Origin of the sequence: Orenia metallireducens (assembly GCF_003001995.1) — a bacterium.
Classification (GTDB): domain Bacteria; phylum Bacillota; class Halanaerobiia; order Halobacteroidales; family Halobacteroidaceae; genus Orenia; species Orenia metallireducens_B.
On record NZ_PVNB01000002.1, the window covers coordinates 32,014 to 50,124 of the forward strand.

The window sequence follows — 18,111 nt, forward strand, 5'->3', positions numbered from 1 at the left end:
TTGACAAGGATAGCTAAATAGATTATAATGACTATTAGTAATCATTTCTATTAAATCCTATTTTAATTTATTAATATTTAGATAATTACAGTATTATTTGTAGATATACATAAAAATATTGGGTGGTAATTATTTTTATATTAATAAAAATAGGAAAGAATGATTACAATAAAGATTAAGAGATTATATAAGGAGGAGATAACTATGGCTAAATATGAATGTACAGTGTGTGGTTATGTTTATAATCCTGAAGAAGGAGATCCAGATAGCGGTATTGCTCCAGGAACTGCTTTTGAGGATATTCCAGATGATTGGGAATGTCCATTGTGTGGTGTAAGTAAGGATATGTTTGAAAAAATTGAAGACTAATAATGAAAAAAGCTGGTCAATTGACCAGCTTTTTGCTTTAATATTTAATGCCTGGTTTAACTCCTGGCTTTAAACCAGGCTTGAGTTCTGTACTACCACCGAAGAATAATGGTAGAAGTAGTAGTATAATAAGCCAAAGTAGGTTACCACCATATAATCCCATAAGAGTTCCTCCTTTATTAAATTTTAAATTAGTATTTTAGTCCCATATCTCCACCAAGCAGTAATAAGATAAGAATTAGGAAAATAATCATCATATTATCATCATATAATCCCATTATGTACACCTCCTTTAGAAGTTAGATTAATAATAGTCTAATACTTCATTCCCATATCTCCGCTAAAAAGTAGTAAAATAAGAATTAAAAAGATAAATAACATATTATTTTCACCATATTCACCCACTGGATATCCCTCCTTTAAATGTTATAATAGAGATTAATTATTAATAATTACTTAATACTTGATTCCCATATCTCCGCCAAGAAGTAATAAGATGAGAATTAAGAAGATGATCATCATATTATCATCGTAAAGACCCATTATGTATCCCTCCTTTTAGTAAGTGAATTTTACTTAAAGCTTATTTAGACAATGCTTTTCTTGCGTTTTCAATACATAATATACATTAGGAGCTAAATTGTTAATGGAAATATTTTGAATGATAGATTTATTCTTATAATCTGCCAGTTATCCCTAATAAAGATGGTTGCGTAATGATATCTGTTTTTATTTGAATTATTTAAAATATAAATCCTTAGTATTACAAATAATAGCTTTGAGGGGGGAATTATAAATGAGATTGAGCCAAGAGAATAGAGCTAATGGACTAGTTGATGCGGATTATTGCCTTAAGGTAGCCCATTGTATGTTAAATGTCTTTGATGAAAAAGAGAAGGAAAATCATGGTTTTAATAGCCTAGAGATGCTTATGATAAAAGCAGTCTTTGATGATATCTTTGAAAATACTATCAAAGAACGCTATAAGGCAGGGCGTGATGAGGTAATGAACTTTTTATCAACTGCTAATAATGATTTAGCAATCAATCAATCTCAGGACAATATAATTAATTTCTTGAATTTTTTAGATAGAGATCATTAAAGGGGAGCTATATGACTCCTGCTCCTCCCTCAAAAATTAAATTTATAGTTAAGAGATATTAGGCTGAATAGTTAATTATTAAGAGGCTAAAAGTTTGTATAATTAATAAATCGTCATCTTCTTTAAAATAATATGATATAATTGTTAATAAAGGGGTACAGAATCTTACTGTGCTCCTTTATTTTTATTTGTCATTCTGTTATCATTAAGATATACTATAAATAGTAATGAGTAGATTATCATCAAAAAATATATTTACTTGTCAAATCTATGCAATAAAATAAGATTGGTCAAGTAAATTATACTTAATATTATTAAATAGATTAAAAAAAAGGGGGAGAATTAATGAAGAAAAGATTTCTAGTACTATTATTATTAGTAGCATTAAGTATTACAGGGTGTAAGAGTAAGCTCTCTACATTAAATGTAAAACTTAATACTGAGGCTGAGGTAACGATTAGTAGGGAAGGTAGAAGCGAAACCCAAATTGGAGAGAATGTCCAATTTAAGGATAAGCCTGTTGGAGAGTATACCTTAGTAGCCAGTGCTGAGGGTTATGAGGATTATCAAGGACAAGTAGTTTTACAAGAGAGCAATGAAATTAAGGAGATTAATTTAGTAGAGATTAAAAAGGATGATTCTACTAATATTCCAGAAAACAATAAGGATGAAGAAGTAGCAGAAGTTAAAGAAGAGCCTAAAGAAGAAGTAGTAGAAACTAAGGAAGATATTATAGAGAAGGTTGATCTAACTTTAAGCTTATTTGATGTAAACAATAATGAATTAGATGCAGAGGTAGTTTTAAAGAAAGATAACCAAATAGTAGCTAAAGAAGAAGGAGAAGAGCTTTATTTTGAAGATTTAACAGCAGGAGAGTATACTCTAGAAGTAGTTAAAGAGGGCTATGATAAGCTTGTTAAAAATTTAAACCTTAAAGAAGAGCAAGAAGAGCTTGCAGTATATCTTTTAGGAGGAGAAGTAAAACAGCTTATTATTGAGAATGAAGAAGATTTTTCTAGAAACATAGAAAAAATATCAGAAGAATTGAAGAATCTAAAAGATAATGAAGAGTTAATCTTAGGAGTTTCTTATTTAAATTCAAATTATTCACAGCCAGAATTTGATTTAAGTAATGAGATTGATAGACTATCTAAGATTGAATATGATGTAAGAAAGAAAGGAAATGATCTTGTAAAAAGATATGGAGATAACTTTGCATTTACTACAGCAGATTATAATTTAGGTGATCAAAAGGAGTTTAAAATATCTAATGATGTTAAGGCAGATAAGGTAAATGCTACTTTAATGGGAGTAGGAGAACATATTTATCTTTTTGTTGATAATAATAAAGATATTGATTTAGAGAAGTTAGATGAAATAACTGATGAGTTTGATAATGTAATTTATCCTACATTGACTAGAGATAAAACAATAGACAAGGTTGTAGTATTATTAACTGATTTCAATGATTTACCTGTAACAGGATACTTTGATCCAGCAGATTTATATGCTCATGGTAACCAAGAGTTAATCTTCTATCTAAATGCTGATAGGAGTATCAATACTTTATTAACCTCTATGGCTCATCAATATCAACACCTAGTATTCTTCTTGGATAAAGCAAAGGCTAATCGTATAGCTAATGATGCTTGGATCGACCAAGGGTTAGCTCAATTGGCACAAAGAGTTACTGGTTATATCGATTATGAAGCTAAAGGATGGTCTAAGCAAAGAGGTAATGGATGGGTATATGATGAAGACTTTGGATATTTAAACAATACTACTGAAGTAAGTGTGTTAAACCATGATGGTAGTATCCCGTTTTCTGGAGCTGCTTCATTATTTGCTGACTATCTATTAGAACAATATGGAGCAGGGTTAATGGAAGAAATTATGTTAAGCTCTCAAGATCCAGTTAAAGTAATTGAAGGTTATACAGGGTTAGCTTTCAATAAGATATACTTAAATTGGATGACAGCTAATATTGCTGATAATTTAGCTACTGTCAATAACGATATTTATAAATACAACTCCTTTAATTTAAATCAAATGCCTAAGTTTGTAGAAGGACAAATTTTAGGAGAAGGAGTCTATTATATTAAGCTTAATGCTCAGGAAGGACTTAATTTAAAGCTACCTGAGGATAGCTTGAATAATCAAATAGGTATAGTTTTAATTAAGAAAAATAAATAGTATTTATTTAAAAGTCTACTCAATTGAGTAGACTTTTTTCATTAACAGATATCTATCAACTACTTCATTAAAAGCCATTATTTATAGAAAATTAGCTTGAAGTTATTGGAATGAAATTTTTATTTTGATACATAACTAATAACTATTTTAGGGAATAATATCATTAGCTAGTTTTTATGAGCCACAGTACACTTTAAATTTAATACATATAACTAAAAAGAAGGAGATGGATAATGATGGATTTTAAGGGGGAGCTTATCAATCAAATTAAGTCATCACCTGATGTTTTTAATGAGATTAGAGTTGAGGCACTGGTAGATAGGTTGAATGCTGTTGTAGAAGGGGATGGGTTGAGTTATATTGATGACCCTAATCAAGATAACACATTAGAAGATTTAAGTGATGAAGAGCTAATAAATTCTATTATTAGAAATTTACAGTACTATATTACATATGAACGGGAATTAGGAGAAAGTGATTTGTAATTATAGCTTAGTAAAATCAACCAATATTATCCTGGTCTTATAAGCTAATTTTTTAAAATTTCATTAGATTTTACCTAGAATTAAAACTTAATTGCTGGGGAGAATATTTTTAGGAGGGGATAATATGGCTAATGAAGTAGAACATTTTTTAAAGTATGGTGGAGTAAAGTTTAGGTATAATGCTCCAGAGAGAGAAATATGGAAGTTTGTAAACAGTTTACCTCCTGAAAAACGTGAAAGTATAGCGGAGGTTAGTCAAATTTTAGCCCAAAAAGGTTATATAGATTTAAAACCTGATTTTAGTACTATTGATAGAGAATTATTAGATGCACAATTAGAAGAGAATAGAAGAATTTAGTAATAAAATAAGCCTCTTTGAAGAGGCTTATTTTATTTAACTATTAGATTTTAAATAATTAAAATCGATCTTTTCAATTACTATCAAGCTCTAGCTGATCAAATAATGCACTTAGGTACTCGTTAACTGTTATTTTTTGTTCGATTAATTCCTCCATAAGATTATTGTTTTTAATAGTATTTTCCATTATTCATATCAGCTCCTTAAGTAAAGTGATTATTATTTATTATAAATTATTTTATTTAATAAAATACTAGTAATGCTTACCTATATTAAAAATAAATTTGAATAATTTAGTTAATATTGAATAAGATTAATTACTAAGGAGATTATATTAATAAAGAAGTAAAGTGATGAATTTGGAACATCACAAAGCTAAATTACATTAATCTATTTAAAATCACTAGAAAGTTAAAAGATAAAATAAGTATTAAAAAAAGGAGGTATTTATTTGTTCAATTGAAAATTATGTCATAAATATTAAATGTCAAAAAGCCATTAAGTATATTCAGTATTTAGTTATTCTTAACCTGAACTATGAAATTTGTTGTTGAATCCAAATTTTAGAACAGTGTATCGTTAGATATGTTATTTGAATAAAGTTGGAAATAAAACAAAATTTAATTTAATTTTAGCAAAAAAGCAAATTACACTTTAATTAACTTTATTCAAATTTAATAAATATATCTACTTTAGCATAAAATTGAAATAAAAGTAATATACTATTTACGAGAAACCACTAGGAGGTGTAACAATAATGAGAGCAACAGGAATAGTCCGCAAAATTGACAATTTAGGTAGAGTTGTAATACCCAAAGAGATCAGAACTGAGATGAAAATTGATAATGGTAATACACTAGAAATTTATGTTGACCAAAATGATACTGTAATTTTGAAAAAATACAGTCCAGTAAGGGAGTTAAGTAACTTAGAAGGTTATATAGATACTTTACTAGAAACAACGGGATGTAATGTAATGATCTCGGATACAGATAAGATTATAGATACCTCATCAGATTTACAAGAGTATAATGAACGTTTAGTAGGTAATAAGGTAAAAGAAGCAATGAAATCACGTAAAACTATAAATTTAGACAATGCCCAAGATGAGGATCTTTGTGCTAATTTTAGAAGTAAAGAGGATAAATTAGGATCAGTACTTATTTCACCAATTATTAAGCAGGGTGATATTTTAGGTGCTGTTATCTTATCATCTCAAGATAAAAACTTAGGCGATTTTGAAGCTAAAGCTAGTGAAGTGACAGCTAAAGTAATTAGTAAAAAACTAGGATTATAATTATAAGTAAGCGCATTAGCGCTTACTTATAATTATTTAATAAGACTAATTTTCTATGATAAAATTCCTAATTTAATAGGCACGTTGACTTACTTTGATTTTTACTCTAAGTGGAACATTAAGAGTATGTTTTATCATTTACTCAAGCTTAAATTTAAGCTCAGACTTTGATTAAATCACTGTCCCATAAGGACACATTTAAATCAAATTGCAGATTCATATAGTTACATTTGAATCAAGAATTAAAAAATTAATTTATAAATAATTTGAATATTCTGTTGACAAGTTGTAATGAAAAATGTATAATTTAATTAAAGTGAATACAAATACTAGCGTGTAACTGATATAAGCAGGCATTAGCTAGGAAGTAATATGAACTTCTGTTAATTTAATAAGGAGTTTATATTTCTTTCTAGCTTTTTTCTTTATTATATATAAAATTATTATAGAATATATAATTTTAGCTTTGGGAATTTTTTAATAATAACAAATTACTAATCAAAAAGTCATAAATTAGGCATTATATTAGTGAGCATGTTGTTATCTTAATTTCCCTGAAAAAAGCATGGAAGAGAAAAGTTTTGATGTGTTAGCTAACACAAAGCAGTAAATTTTTAGTAAGCAAGTTTTAACACTTTCACAATTTAATATTGATTAGTTTTAATTTATGAAGGTATAAGAAGATAAGTATTAATAAGGAATCCTTTGTTAGGACTAATACTTTAATCTATGAAAGATGTTATTTCAAACAACAAAAGGGGGATTCTTACTAATGAAAGCATTCAAACAATTACAAAAAATAGGTAAAGCTTTAATGACACCAGTTGCTATTTTACCAGCAGCAGGATTATTATTGGCGTTTGGTACAAGTTTAGGCATTCCATTAATGTCTGATGCAGGTGGAGTTATATTTTCAAATTTAGCATTATTATTTGCAGTAGGTTCTGCTATCGGTCTTGCTGGTGGTGATGGTGTTGCAGCATTAGCGGCTGTTGTTTCTTTCTTAATACTTAATAAAACAATGGGAATTGTTGCAGGAGTAACTCCAGAGATGGTAGCAAATAATCCAGCATTTGGTAATGTGATGGGTATTCCTACGATGCAAACAGGTGTATTTGGAGGTCTTATTTCTGGTGTGATTGCAGCAGTTATGTATAATAAGTTTTATAAGATTGAATTACCAGACTTCTTAGGATTCTTTGCAGGTAAAAGGTTCGTTCCAATTGTAACAGCTGCAGTTTCTTTTGTGGTAGGATTAATTTTACCAACTATTTGGAGTCCAATTCAAGCTGGCTTATTCCAATTATCTTACTTAGCAAATGAAACTAATACTAATCTTTCTACATTTATTTTTGGTATCATCGAAAGAGCACTAATCCCATTTGGATTACATCATATCTTCTATTCACCATTCTGGTTTGAATTTGGTGAATATGTGAATAAAGCTGGAGAGGTTGTTAGAGGAGACCAAGCTATTTGGTTTGCTATGTTAAAGGATGGCGTTGCTAACTTTAGTTCTGCAACTTATCAAGGAGCAGGTAAATTTATGACTGGTAAATTCCCATTCATGATGTTTGGATTACCAGCAGCTGCATTAGCTATGTATCATGAAGCTAAACCTGCTAAAAAGAAGGTTGTTGGAGGTATCTTATTCTCTGCAGCGTTAACATCATTCTTAACAGGTATCACAGAACCAATTGAGTTCTCATTCTTATTTGTTGCACCAGTATTATATGGAATTCATGTATTGTTTGCTGGATTATCCTTTATGTTAATGAATATGTTAGGAGTTAGAATTGGTATGACCTTCTCTGGTGGACTTATTGACTTTATCTCCTTTGGTGTCTTACCAGGTATGACTCCATGGTATTTAGTAATTGTAGTTGGGGCAGTACTTGCTGTTATCTACTACTTTGGATTCCGTTTTGCTATCAGAAAATGGAACTTAGCTACTCCAGGTAGAGAAGATGATATTGAGGTTTCTGAAGATGTATCAGGAAGCAATAGAGCTGAGTCTATCTTAGCTGCCTTAGGTGGAGCGGAAAACGTTGAAGAAATTGATGCATGTATTACTCGTTTAAGAGTATCAACTGTTGACCCTTCTAAAGTAAATGACGATACATTAAAGCAACTAGGAGCTTCTGGTGTAATGAAACCAGGTGGAGGAGCTGTTCAAGCAATCTTTGGTCCAAAGTCTGAAACTATCAAAGATGAAATTAAGAAATTATTATAGGATTTCAACTTAAACCTTATTGTTAATAAATAGCAATACCTGATTAAAGAAGTTATTGGTTAAAACCAATAACTTCTTACTATTTTAGATTGTGATAACTACAAAAATAGTTGAATTATTGATAATTTTTGAGTAGAATCTAGTGTTATTAAGTTAAGGATTTAAAAAATTTTGATTATATAATTGACTGATTTATTTATAAAATGTATAATGTGGTAGATGATAAAGGTATAATACAGTTATATATAGAAATAAATGTTTACATAGTAGATTAAAGTAGCGTGATTATCCTAAAAAGTTCTTCTTTGTAAATAGGAGGAAAATAGAAATGTCAAATTTAATGAAATCAAATTCTAGTCAAGATTATCAAATTAAGAAGGTTTTTAATAATAATGTAGTTTTAGTTACTCAAGGAGATCAACTAGATAATAGTTCAAAAGAGGTCATTTTAGTTGGAAAAGGTTTGGGATTTGCTAAAAAAGCAGGAGATATAATTGAAAATGATTCTCTTAATATAGATAAAGAGTTTATTCCAGCAAATGATGAGAAGAAAGAGCAATACAATCAATTGGTAAAGACTGTTAATGAAGAGATTATAGGTCTGACTACAGAGATAATAGCAATGGTCAGTGAAGAGTTGAATGAAGAGCTAGATAAACATATCCATATAGCTTTAACAGACCATATTGCTTTTGCTTTAAAGAGAATCAAAGAAGGGATGGAGATTAGCAATCCATTCTTGCCAGAAACTAAGACTTTATATAATGAAGAGTATAGATTGGCTAAAAAGGCTGTTGAGATGATTGAAGAGCGTTCTGGTATTCCTATTCCAGAGGGAGAAGTTGGTTTTATTACTCTTCATATTCATGGTGCTAGAACTAAACAAGGAGTTTCTAGGGCTGTAAAATATACCTCTTTAATTAAAGAGATGATAGATTTTATAGAAGGTAGACTAGAAATTGCTATCTCTCATGATAGTTTAAATTATGCAAGACTAGTTAGTCATTTAAGATTTGCATTAGAAAGAATAGAGACCAATAAGATCAATCAAAATCCTTTGCTAGAAAAGATTAAAGATGATTTGAAGCAATCTTATCAGATTGCTGAAGAGCTATCTGATTTGATTTATAAAAGATTGGAGATAGTAGTCCCAGATGATGAAAAGGGTTACTTAGCTATGCATTTAGAGAGATTAAAGAAGAACCTAGATTGAAGTATTAAAAATACTATTATTGATTTTTGAATTAATGCTACTGATTTGATTCTAAGAGTATTAAAAAACTAAAATAACTTTATAATTATATTAGAAAAGGAGTGTTATTTATGTTAGGATTGTTTAAGAAGAAAAAAGCTGTTGAATTACTTGCACCACTGACTGGAAAGGTATTAGATATATCTGAGGTACCAGATGAAGTATTTTCTCAAAAAATGGTTGGTGATGGCTTAGCAATTGAACCTACTGAAGGTGTATTAGTATCTCCAGTAGAAGGAACTATTAAACAGATCTTTCCTACAATGCATGCTGTAGGTATTGAAGCTAAATCTGGTGCTGAAATCTTAATGCACATTGGAATTAACACTGTTGAATTAAAGGGAGAAGGTTTTAAGAAGTTTGTTGAAACAGGAGCTAAGGTAAAGCCTGGTGATAAATTGATTGAATTTGATTTAGATTATATTAAAGAAAATGCAACTTCTATTATCACACCAGTTTTAATTACAAATATGGATGCAGTAAAGGAATTATCAGTAGTAGCTGATAGCCAAGTAACAGCCGGTTCTGATGCAGTCTTAAAGGTAGAGATGAAGTAGTAATTTATTAAAAGAAATGATATAATTTTAATTGATTATTATTAATCATATACAGGAGGGATAATCATGGTAGAAAAGAAAACAATAATTAAAAATGATACTGGTATTCATGCTAGACCTGCTTCATTGATTGTACAAAAGGCAAATGGATTTGAATCTGATATTACTTTGGGTAAAGATGGTCAAGAAGTAAATGCTAAAAGTATTATGGGGATTATGAGTTTAGGTGTTAGCAAGAGTACAGAAATTACTATTAAGGCTGAAGGAGCCGATGAAGCAGCTGCTGTTGATGCAATTGTAGAATTAATCGAAAACGGTTTTGGAGAGTAAGGTAAGTAAAATAAAAAGAGCTCTACTTCTGTAACAGAAGTAGAGCTCTTTTTATTTTATAGTATTAGTAGAAGGATTATGTTAGCTGTATTCTTATAGATTAAATATGCCAAAAATAAAGGGTTATAGGTCTGGTTGTAGTAATATATAGTTAATAGTTATTTTTAGATATCAATATAATAAATGATTTAAATGTTTAAATTATACATAATAGCTTTGGGTAGAAGTTTAAATTAAGTGAAAGGAGTTGTACTATGGATAATCAACTAGATGTAATTGGAGATGATTTTATAGATAAGTTAAATAATAGTCCAAAGTGGATGAGTAGAATCCTGCAGGTTGCTATTGATGCTTTTTGGATTATGGATGTTGAAGGGAATATTTTGGAAGTTAATAATGCAACCCTTAAGGTTTTAGGTTACTCTAAGGAAGAGTTATTAAAGATGAATATTAAGGATTTAGAGGCTGATAATCAGCAAAGGGACTATATAGAGAAAGTTATAAATGAAGACAGGCATAGCTTTGAAGCAAGGTATATTTGTAAGTCTGGGAGTAATGTAGATTTAGAGATAAGTGTAAATTTTATTAATGATTTAGATGCTCCTTTTTTAGTAGTTTTTGCTCGGGACATTACAGAGAGAAAGAGAAAGAATCAGCAGTTAGAGAGGGCATATCAGGAGAATCAGAGATTTTTAGATAAGCTACGTAAACAGAAGAATCGAATAAATACGATTTTACAGACATCAATGGATGCCTTTTGGGTAATGGATAGCCAAGGTGAAATATTGGAGGTTAATGAGGCTTTTATAGATTTATTTGGATACTCTTTAGTTGAGATAATGACTATGAATATTAGTAGTTTAGACATTAGAAAAGAAGCAGAAGAGCTTAAAGAAGATTTATCTGAAATCAGAGCTAAGAAGAAGGATAGATTTGAGAGTAAATATAGATGTAAAGATGGTAGTATTATAGAGCTAGAGATAAGTGCTACTTTTGTAGATAGTTTGGATGAGCCAATTTTTGTAGTTTTTGCTCGTGATATTACTGACCGTAAGATAAAGCATAGAGAGTTGGAGAAGGCTTATCAGGACAATCAAATCTTTTTAGATAAGTTACGTAAAGAAGGTAATAGAACCAATACGATCTTACAGACATCAATGGATGCCTTTTGGGTAATGGATAATCAAGGTGAGATATTGGAGGTTAATGAAGCCTTTATTGATCTATTTAAGTACTCTTTGATTGAAATTATGAATATGAATATTAGTGATTTAGATTTTAATAGGAGTAAAGATGATATTCAAGAGCATCTTATTGAGATTAAAAATAAAGAGAAGGATAGGTTTGAAAGCAGATACAAACGTAAAGATGGAAGCTGTGTAGAGTTAGAGATAAGTGCTACCTTTATAAGTAGTTTGGATGAACCAATCTTTGTAGTTTTTGCTCGAGATATTACTGAAAGAAAGAGAAGACAAAGGGAGTTAGATGATGCTCAAAAGCAACTTATGCAAGCAGAAAAGATGGCTGCTTTAGGTAGATTGGTAGCAGGAGTAGCCCATGAGATAAATACTCCACTGGGAATAGGGGTAACGGTAGCTTCTTATCTTGAAGAGATAACTAGGGAGATTCTAAGGTTGTATAACAATAATCAGATGACTAGAAGTGATTTAGAGGGATATTTAGAGTCAACCTCTGAATCTACAGAGATGGTTTTAAAGAACTTAGAGAATGCTTCTGAGCTAATAAGTAAGTTTAAGCAGGTTGCTGTAGATCAAACAAATAATGAGAAGAGGGAGATTGATTTAAAAGGGTATCTAACTGATATTTTGATCAGCTTAAAGCCTAGATTAAAAAAGAGCAATCATACTATTAAGCTAAAATGTAGTGATGACATTAAGCTATATACTTATCCTGGAGCCATTTCACAGATTGTTACCAATTTGATTATCAACTCTTTAATGCATGCTTTTGCAGAGAAGGAATTTGGTGAAATAAATATAGAGCTAAGAGAGGAGAATCAATTGGTTGAGCTGAAATATAAAGATAATGGAAAAGGTATTCCACAGGAGAATATCAAGAAGATCTTTGAACCTTTTTTTACAACTAAACGTGGTCAAGGGGGAACTGGTTTAGGATTGAATCTAGTATATAATTTAGTAACTAGTGCTTTAGGAGGCAAGGTTAGGTGTAAAAGCTCTAGCCAAAATGGAACTATCTTTATAATTGAGATACCTAAGGGGGTTATGGGTGATGGGTAAAGAAGAATACATAGTATTTAACTCTAAAGAAGAGTTTAAGAAACCCAAAGATCAAACTATATCTGTTCAAAGAGCCAGTCAAGAGATAGCAAAGAATGATGGTATCTTTTTTGCACCCGAGGTTGAAGATAAGGTAGAAAGAGAGTTATTCTCCTCTAAGGTTAAAACTAAGCAAGATGATTTTAGAGATGGATGGAAGTTATTAATTGTTGATGATGAAGAAGCGGTACATAAGATGACTAAGATGGTCTTAAAGAGTGTCAGTTTTGAAGGTAAAGGTATAGAGTTTATCAGTGCTTATTCAGGTAGTGAAGCCAAAAAGATAATGGAAGAGAATTTAGATATAGCGGTAATACTGTTGGATGTTGTAATGGAGGATGATGATTCTGGCTTGAAAGTAGCAAAGTATGTTAGAGAGGATTTAGGGAATAATTTAGTCAGAATTATACTCCGTACTGGACAACCAGGGCAAGCACCTGAGAGAGAAGTCATTAAAAACTATGATATTAATGATTATAAAGAGAAGACAGAGCTTACTTCTCAAAAGCTATATACTGCTATTATCACTGCTTTTCGTTCTTATAATGATTTGAATGCTATTCGTAGAAGTAAGCTAGGGTTACAGAAGATAATTGAATCCTCAGCTACTTTATTTAGACCAGAGTTTTTAAAAAAGTCATTACAAGAATTTATTGCTTCAGCTTTATTTCAGCTATCAGCTTTATTGAAGATGGAGAAGAGTTTCTTATATACTTCAGGCTTTGCAGCTGAGAGTGATGGTGAGCAATTCTGCCTTTTAGGAGGAATTGAGCAATATTATGGTTATGTCAATAAGCCAGTCAAAGAGGTAGTTTCTAAAAAGACCTATCAGAGGTTAAATCAAGTTAGGCAGAGAAAAGATAGCTGTTTTTTTGGCAATGAATATATTGCTTATTTTGAATCAAATAAGGGGACAGAGAATATTCTGTACTTAAAAGGAGAGCATGATTTTAACGATTTTGACAAGAACTTATTGGAGATATTCTCAACAAATATTATAGCAGCTTTTGACCATATCTTGATGAATCAGGAGATTGTAGAGACTCAAAAGGAGATAATATTGATTTTAAGTGAGATGACTGAAACTAGATCTAAAGAGACAGCTCAGCATGTTAGAAGGGTTGCAGAGTATGCATGCTTTTTAGGGGAGAAATTGGGTTTAGATACTGATATGTTAGATACCCTCAAACTGGCTAGTTATATGCATGATATAGGAAAAATCGGTATCTCTGACGCCATTTTAAAAAAGCCTGAGGCATTAACTGAAAAGGAATATAGGATTATGAAGCGGCATACTGAGTTTGGTTATGATATTTTAAAGAGTTCTAAACGAAAGATTTTGCAGGCTGCTGCAATTATTGCTTATCAGCATCATGAACGCTGGGATGGTACAGGTTATCCTGTTGGTTTAAAGGGGGAAGAGATTCATATCTTTGCCAGGATTGTAGGTCTTATTGATGTTTTTGATGCCTTAAGCCATAAGAGAGTATATAAGGAGCCTTGGGAGATTAAGAGGGTTTTAGAATTGATAAAAAGAGAGAGGGGAAAGCACTTTGATCCTAAGCTTGTTGATATCTTTTTTGAAAATTTAGATGAGATTTTAGCGATTAATAAAAAATATCCAGATAAGCTGAAGTAAAGAAGTTATGGGATTTACCATAACTTCTTTTATTTATATACTTATATAGTTAATTATGGTATATAGATATTTTAATTTAATCTGAAGCTTAATGGGTATATCGCGATACTTTAGTAATCGGTGACGGGTAAGGAGTAAGAAGCTTTTCTCATCACTTGTTACTGTCTTAATATCTCTATATGATAACACATTTAGGCTACTTTAGACGTATAATTATATATACTTTATATTTAAATATCGATGATTAAATTTGTAATCATAGCAGAATCAATTTTACTAAGAAATATTGATTCTTTAAGAATTATGTAAATTATTGCCAGGTGATTTAATGACCTCAAAGATGATATATTGTCCAATTTATTATCTGTCTTCTGATTTATTTTATCATAATTTTTGATTATAAGGTAATAATTAATCAAAAAAGGGGTAAGATTGATATATAAGAGGGGGGAGAGTAATGGATCAAGAAATGAAAAAGGATGCGGTAGAGATGTTACTTTCTACAGCAGCTAAGGATTTGGGAATTAGCCCTGTAGAGTTTGTACAATTGGCTCAGCAATTTGCTATAGAATATAAGAATAATGGTGAAGATATAGATATTTATAGAGAAATCAGTCCAGGGGTTTATAGGAGAATAGAGCTTTAATCTGTCAATCAAATTATTTAAATAATTTGATTGACAGATTAAGTATTCGGGAATAGAATGTTATTATAAGTTAAAATTTAAACATAGAATGAATAGTTTTCTGTAGATTAAAATGATTGTACCTTAAAATTTTTTGAAGTTATATATTAAGGAGGAAAGAATGTTGGGGTTAAGAGCTTTGGGATGGAAGGATAGTTTTACACAAGAACTTGAACAAATTAGCCTTAAGCAAGAGAATAAGATTGGTAGAATAGTCAGTAAATATCAGAATATTTATAAGATTTATACAGAAGATGGTGAGGTTTTAGGGCAGTTGGCAGAGAGGAGAAGCTATAATTATCAGATGCCTGTTGTAGGGGACTGGGTTTTAGTATCTTTAGTTGATGATAATCAAGCAATGATTGAACGGATCTTAACTCGTCAGAGTAGCCTCTCTAATAATATATTAGGTAATACCTTAGAGGAGCAGATTTTAGTTGTTAATATAGATACACTCTTTATCATAGTATCCTTGGCTCAAGAGTTGAATCTTAGAAATATACAAAGACAGATTACTCTTGCTTGGGAGAGTGGATGTACTCCAGTTATAATTTTGAGTCAAGCTGACTTATGTAATAATGCTGCACTAAAGAAGAGTGAGGTTGAATTGATAAGCCTTGGAACTCCTGTTCATCTAATAAGTATAGAGAGAAAAGAAGGTGTTGAAGAGTTAAAGCAGTATCTTAAGTTTGGTCAGACCTATGCTTTAATAGGGGCTGTAGGTGTGGGTAAATCTACTTTAAGTAATTATCTAGTCACACAAAAGGGAGAACTCAATCAGCAAAGAGAGACTATCAACTCTGAAATGATAATCTTAAAAGATGGTGGAGTAGTTATAGAATTAAATTGTATGGAAGAGGCAGAACTTTTGGCTGGTGAAGGAGCTAGCAGAGATAACTTTGAAGATATAGAAGAGTTGGCTAAAGGCTGTTATTTTAGTGATTGTCGCCATGAGGTAGAGCCAAATTGTGCTATAAAAGAGGCTATTGAAGAGGGAATGTTGGATGAACAAAGGTTAAAGAATTATCGCAAGTTACAAAAGGAGCGTGAATACCTAGAATTGAGTAAGAAGCATAGCCCTAAGGAGTTAGAAAAGAGTAAGTGGAAACAGATAATTAAAGGTAAGGAAAGAACAAAAGAGAAAGTTAAATAGATTATCTAGTCCCAGAAAACTCTAGGAGTGTTTTGGGGCTTTTTTTATTTGTTTGGAGGCTAATGATTAAAAAGAGGGATTTTATATAAAAATAAAGAAGTCAGGTATAATAGTTAATTTATTTAGTTTGGAGGTAAGTAATGGAGAGAAAAACATTTACTTTTAGAGTAGAAGATGGTATAGATATTTTTCTTTATAAGTGGGCACCTGAAAGTAAACAAAAGCTTAAAGGGGTAGTACAGCTTGCTCATGGTATGGCTGAGCATAGTGGTAGATATGAAGAGTTTGCAGAGTTCTTAACTAATTCTGGTTATGTAGTTTATGCCAATGACCATCGAGGTCATGGTAGAACTGCAGCTGATCTTGACAAGTTGGGTTATTTTGCTGATAAAGAAGGTTGGTCTTTGGTGGTAAAAGATATATATCAGTTGACTAAGATGATAAAATCTAAATACCCAGAGTCTCCTCTATTTCTTTTGGGTCATAGTATGGGCTCATTATTAGCTAGAACCTATATCATGGAATATGGTCAACAGATTGATGGTGTTATTCTATCAGCAACTTCAGGAAGGCAAGGATTACTTGGAGAGATAGGGATTATAATAGCAAGATTGGAAGCTAAGCTAAGAGGAAAAAGAGCGAAAAGTTACTTATTAGATAAGTTATCTTTTGCTAGTTATAATAAAGCCTTTAAGCCCAATAGAACTGATTTTGATTGGCTTAGTAGAGATCAGAGAGAGGTTGATAAGTATATCCAAGATGAATTCTGTGGAGTGGTCTCTACAGCATCTTTTTATATCGATCTATTAACAGGGCTTAAGTTAGTTAACAGCTTAGAAAATATACAGAAGGTACCTAAGCTTTTACCTATATACATTATTTCAGGTACTAAAGATCCAGTAGGAGCTGATGGTAAAGGGGTATTAGAAGTCTATCATGATTATAAGAAAGCTGGTCTTGAAGATTTAAGCTATAAATTATATGAAGGCAGTAGGCATGAACTATTAAAAGAGATAAATCGAGAAGAGGTATTTAAAGATATTTTAACTTGGTTAAAAAGATACTCTTGATACTAATGAGGGGAGTAAAAAGATGAATAAGAAAGAGAAAGAACGTTGGGAGCAGATTAGAGCTAAAGGGAAGTTAAGGTATATATTAGTTCATGGAATAATTGGTTGGGGGGTTAGTACAGCCATAATCTATACCTTGGTAGGATTAATCATGGATAAAGGTATAGGCATGGAAAATATATCTTTGCAGAAGTCCTTAATTGACCTTGCTATAGCCTTGGTAGTATTTCCCACTGTAGGAGTTTTACAGAGTATCTTTACTTGGAATAAAAAAGAGCAAGAATATTTAAAGGAGTAGTAATTGTTTTTAAAATTCTTATTAACTTGGATAAAAGAGTCTGCATTAATGCAGACTCTTTTATCAGTTAAATTCCACAACTGCTCTGTCCTCGTTTCTCTAAGTATTTTTGATGATATTTCTCAGCGGGGTAGAAGGTGGTGGCAGCTGTCATTTCAGTAACTATTGGCTTTTGATACCTATCACTATTATCCAGGGCTTCTTTTGCTTTTTTTGCAGTTTTTGCTTGTTCTTTGTTATGATAAAAGATAGCTGAACGGTATTGGGTACCTACATCAACCCCCTGTTGATTTAAAGTTGTAGGGTTATGATTAGTCCAAAACACCTCTAATAGTTCTTCATAGCTAACCTTATTAGGGTCAAAGATGATTTCAATTGCTTCAGCATGACCAGTCTGGTCTGTACAGACCTCTTCATATGTAGGGTTATCGGTCTGTCCTCCGATATAACCTACAGTAGTAGAGCTTACACCATCTATCTTATCAAACAGGGCTTGTACTCCCCAAAAACAACCTGCAGCAAAAGTAGCTTTTTCCATCTTATCATCTCCTTAGTTGATATTAGTAATTATTTTTAACTATTATATAATTTTTTTAAGATTAAATCAATGATTATTGATTTAATCTAGTTACGGTTTTAGAGGTATTATTGCTATTAGCAAAGATATTATTCATAGTATAGAAATTTATCAGGAATTATCCTTGATTATATTAATTAGTTGTATTTTAATTATGGGTCATATCTGTTGATGGGTATATTGCGACATTTTTAACTTTGGTGGTTAGGAGTTGGA

Annotated in this window: 18 protein-coding genes; 16 read left to right on the forward strand and 2 right to left on the reverse strand. The window is 31.0% G+C overall.

Annotation, left to right across the window (positions count from 1 at the left end):
- Positions 1–204 precede the first annotated feature (204 nt).
- Positions 205–369, forward strand: a complete 165-nt coding sequence (gene rd, locus BX659_RS01685; RefSeq protein WP_097016094.1) for a rubredoxin — start codon at positions 205–207, stop codon at positions 367–369.
- A gap of 37 nt (positions 370–406) precedes the next feature.
- Here the strand turns inward: rd and BX659_RS19355 are convergent, their stop codons facing one another.
- Positions 407–532 carry a hypothetical protein gene (locus BX659_RS19355; protein WP_258176088.1) on the reverse strand — a complete coding sequence of 42 codons (126 nt, stop codon included), beginning with the start codon at positions 530–532 and terminating at the stop codon, positions 407–409.
- 633 nt (positions 533–1,165) lie between these two features.
- Between BX659_RS19355 and BX659_RS01690 the strand changes: the two genes are divergently transcribed.
- From BX659_RS01690 to BX659_RS01760, 15 genes are all read left to right on the forward strand, one after another.
- Complete coding sequence (locus BX659_RS01690; RefSeq protein WP_097016095.1) at positions 1,166–1,471, forward strand: hypothetical protein; 306 nt, start codon at positions 1,166–1,168, stop codon at positions 1,469–1,471.
- A gap of 345 nt (positions 1,472–1,816) precedes the next feature.
- The gene (locus tag BX659_RS01695; protein ID WP_097016096.1) at positions 1,817–3,664 is read left to right on the forward strand and encodes a hypothetical protein; all 1,848 of its coding nucleotides are present in this window, start codon (positions 1,817–1,819) and stop codon (positions 3,662–3,664) included.
- Between the two features lie 233 nt (positions 3,665–3,897).
- Complete coding sequence (locus tag BX659_RS01700) at positions 3,898–4,149, forward strand: hypothetical protein (RefSeq protein WP_253250635.1); 252 nt, start codon at positions 3,898–3,900, stop codon at positions 4,147–4,149.
- Between the two features lie 124 nt (positions 4,150–4,273).
- A complete protein-coding gene (locus tag BX659_RS01705; RefSeq protein ID WP_097016097.1) occupies positions 4,274–4,507 on the forward strand; it encodes a hypothetical protein in 234 nt (77 codons plus the stop codon).
- 757 nt (positions 4,508–5,264) lie between these two features.
- A complete protein-coding gene (locus tag BX659_RS01710) occupies positions 5,265–5,804 on the forward strand; it encodes a stage V sporulation T C-terminal domain-containing protein (protein ID WP_097016098.1) in 540 nt (179 codons plus the stop codon).
- Between the two features lie 772 nt (positions 5,805–6,576).
- Complete coding sequence (ptsG, locus tag BX659_RS01715) at positions 6,577–8,037, forward strand: glucose-specific PTS transporter subunit IIBC (RefSeq protein WP_097016099.1); 1,461 nt, start codon at positions 6,577–6,579, stop codon at positions 8,035–8,037.
- A 328-nt stretch (positions 8,038–8,365) separates the two neighbouring features.
- Entirely contained in the window at positions 8,366–9,250 is an 885-nt protein-coding gene (gene glcT, locus BX659_RS01720) for a glucose PTS transporter transcription antiterminator GlcT (protein ID WP_253250636.1), read from the forward strand.
- A 110-nt stretch (positions 9,251–9,360) separates the two neighbouring features.
- A complete protein-coding gene (locus tag BX659_RS01725; RefSeq protein ID WP_097016100.1) occupies positions 9,361–9,846 on the forward strand; it encodes a PTS sugar transporter subunit IIA in 486 nt (161 codons plus the stop codon).
- Positions 9,847–9,912: 66 nt separating this feature from the next.
- Complete coding sequence (locus tag BX659_RS01730; RefSeq protein WP_097016101.1) at positions 9,913–10,176, forward strand: HPr family phosphocarrier protein; 264 nt, start codon at positions 9,913–9,915, stop codon at positions 10,174–10,176.
- A 254-nt stretch (positions 10,177–10,430) separates the two neighbouring features.
- Positions 10,431–12,434 carry a PAS domain-containing sensor histidine kinase gene (locus tag BX659_RS01735; RefSeq protein WP_097016102.1) on the forward strand — a complete coding sequence of 668 codons (2,004 nt, stop codon included), beginning with the start codon at positions 10,431–10,433 and terminating at the stop codon, positions 12,432–12,434.
- Positions 12,427–14,112, forward strand: coding sequence for a DUF3369 domain-containing protein (locus BX659_RS01740; RefSeq protein WP_106231555.1), 1,686 nt, complete (start codon positions 12,427–12,429; stop codon positions 14,110–14,112). Before BX659_RS01735 ends, BX659_RS01740 begins: the two co-directional genes overlap by 8 nt.
- Before the next feature lie 457 nt (positions 14,113–14,569).
- Entirely contained in the window at positions 14,570–14,758 is a 189-nt protein-coding gene (locus BX659_RS01745; RefSeq protein ID WP_097016104.1) for a hypothetical protein, read from the forward strand.
- A 160-nt stretch (positions 14,759–14,918) separates the two neighbouring features.
- Positions 14,919–15,950 (forward strand): ribosome small subunit-dependent GTPase A, encoded by a 1,032-nt coding sequence (rsgA, locus tag BX659_RS01750; protein WP_097016105.1) that lies wholly within the window; start codon positions 14,919–14,921, stop codon positions 15,948–15,950.
- A 140-nt stretch (positions 15,951–16,090) separates the two neighbouring features.
- Positions 16,091–17,020 carry an alpha/beta hydrolase gene (locus tag BX659_RS01755; protein WP_106231556.1) on the forward strand — a complete coding sequence of 310 codons (930 nt, stop codon included), beginning with the start codon at positions 16,091–16,093 and terminating at the stop codon, positions 17,018–17,020.
- Between the two features lie 22 nt (positions 17,021–17,042).
- Complete coding sequence (locus BX659_RS01760; RefSeq protein ID WP_097016107.1) at positions 17,043–17,318, forward strand: hypothetical protein; 276 nt, start codon at positions 17,043–17,045, stop codon at positions 17,316–17,318.
- A gap of 67 nt (positions 17,319–17,385) precedes the next feature.
- Here the strand turns inward: BX659_RS01760 and msrA are convergent, their stop codons facing one another.
- Complete coding sequence (gene msrA, locus BX659_RS01765) at positions 17,386–17,856, reverse strand: peptide-methionine (S)-S-oxide reductase MsrA (protein ID WP_106231558.1); 471 nt, start codon at positions 17,854–17,856, stop codon at positions 17,386–17,388.
- Positions 17,857–18,111: the final 255 nt, after the last annotated feature.

Bases quoted from the DNA above. Each gene is read 5' to 3' on its own strand.
- rd (WP_097016094.1), top strand. From the start codon at position 205: ATGGCTAAATATGAATGTACAGTGTGTGGTTATGTTTATAATCCTGAA.
- BX659_RS19355 (WP_258176088.1), bottom strand. From the start codon at position 532: ATGGGATTATATGGTGGTAACCTACTTTGGCTTATTATACTACTACTT.
- BX659_RS01690 (WP_097016095.1), top strand. From the start codon at position 1,166: ATGAGATTGAGCCAAGAGAATAGAGCTAATGGACTAGTTGATGCGGAT.
- BX659_RS01695 (WP_097016096.1), top strand. From the start codon at position 1,817: ATGAAGAAAAGATTTCTAGTACTATTATTATTAGTAGCATTAAGTATT.
- BX659_RS01700 (WP_253250635.1), top strand. From the start codon at position 3,898: ATGATGGATTTTAAGGGGGAGCTTATCAATCAAATTAAGTCATCACCT.
- BX659_RS01705 (WP_097016097.1), top strand. From the start codon at position 4,274: ATGGCTAATGAAGTAGAACATTTTTTAAAGTATGGTGGAGTAAAGTTT.
- BX659_RS01710 (WP_097016098.1), top strand. From the start codon at position 5,265: ATGAGAGCAACAGGAATAGTCCGCAAAATTGACAATTTAGGTAGAGTT.
- ptsG (WP_097016099.1), top strand. From the start codon at position 6,577: ATGAAAGCATTCAAACAATTACAAAAAATAGGTAAAGCTTTAATGACA.
- glcT (WP_253250636.1), top strand. From the start codon at position 8,366: ATGTCAAATTTAATGAAATCAAATTCTAGTCAAGATTATCAAATTAAG.
- BX659_RS01725 (WP_097016100.1), top strand. From the start codon at position 9,361: ATGTTAGGATTGTTTAAGAAGAAAAAAGCTGTTGAATTACTTGCACCA.
- BX659_RS01730 (WP_097016101.1), top strand. From the start codon at position 9,913: ATGGTAGAAAAGAAAACAATAATTAAAAATGATACTGGTATTCATGCT.
- BX659_RS01735 (WP_097016102.1), top strand. From the start codon at position 10,431: ATGGATAATCAACTAGATGTAATTGGAGATGATTTTATAGATAAGTTA.
- BX659_RS01740 (WP_106231555.1), top strand. From the start codon at position 12,427: ATGGGTAAAGAAGAATACATAGTATTTAACTCTAAAGAAGAGTTTAAG.
- BX659_RS01745 (WP_097016104.1), top strand. From the start codon at position 14,570: ATGGATCAAGAAATGAAAAAGGATGCGGTAGAGATGTTACTTTCTACA.
- rsgA (WP_097016105.1), top strand. From the start codon at position 14,919: ATGTTGGGGTTAAGAGCTTTGGGATGGAAGGATAGTTTTACACAAGAA.
- BX659_RS01755 (WP_106231556.1), top strand. From the start codon at position 16,091: ATGGAGAGAAAAACATTTACTTTTAGAGTAGAAGATGGTATAGATATT.
- BX659_RS01760 (WP_097016107.1), top strand. From the start codon at position 17,043: ATGAATAAGAAAGAGAAAGAACGTTGGGAGCAGATTAGAGCTAAAGGG.
- msrA (WP_106231558.1), bottom strand. From the start codon at position 17,856: ATGGAAAAAGCTACTTTTGCTGCAGGTTGTTTTTGGGGAGTACAAGCC.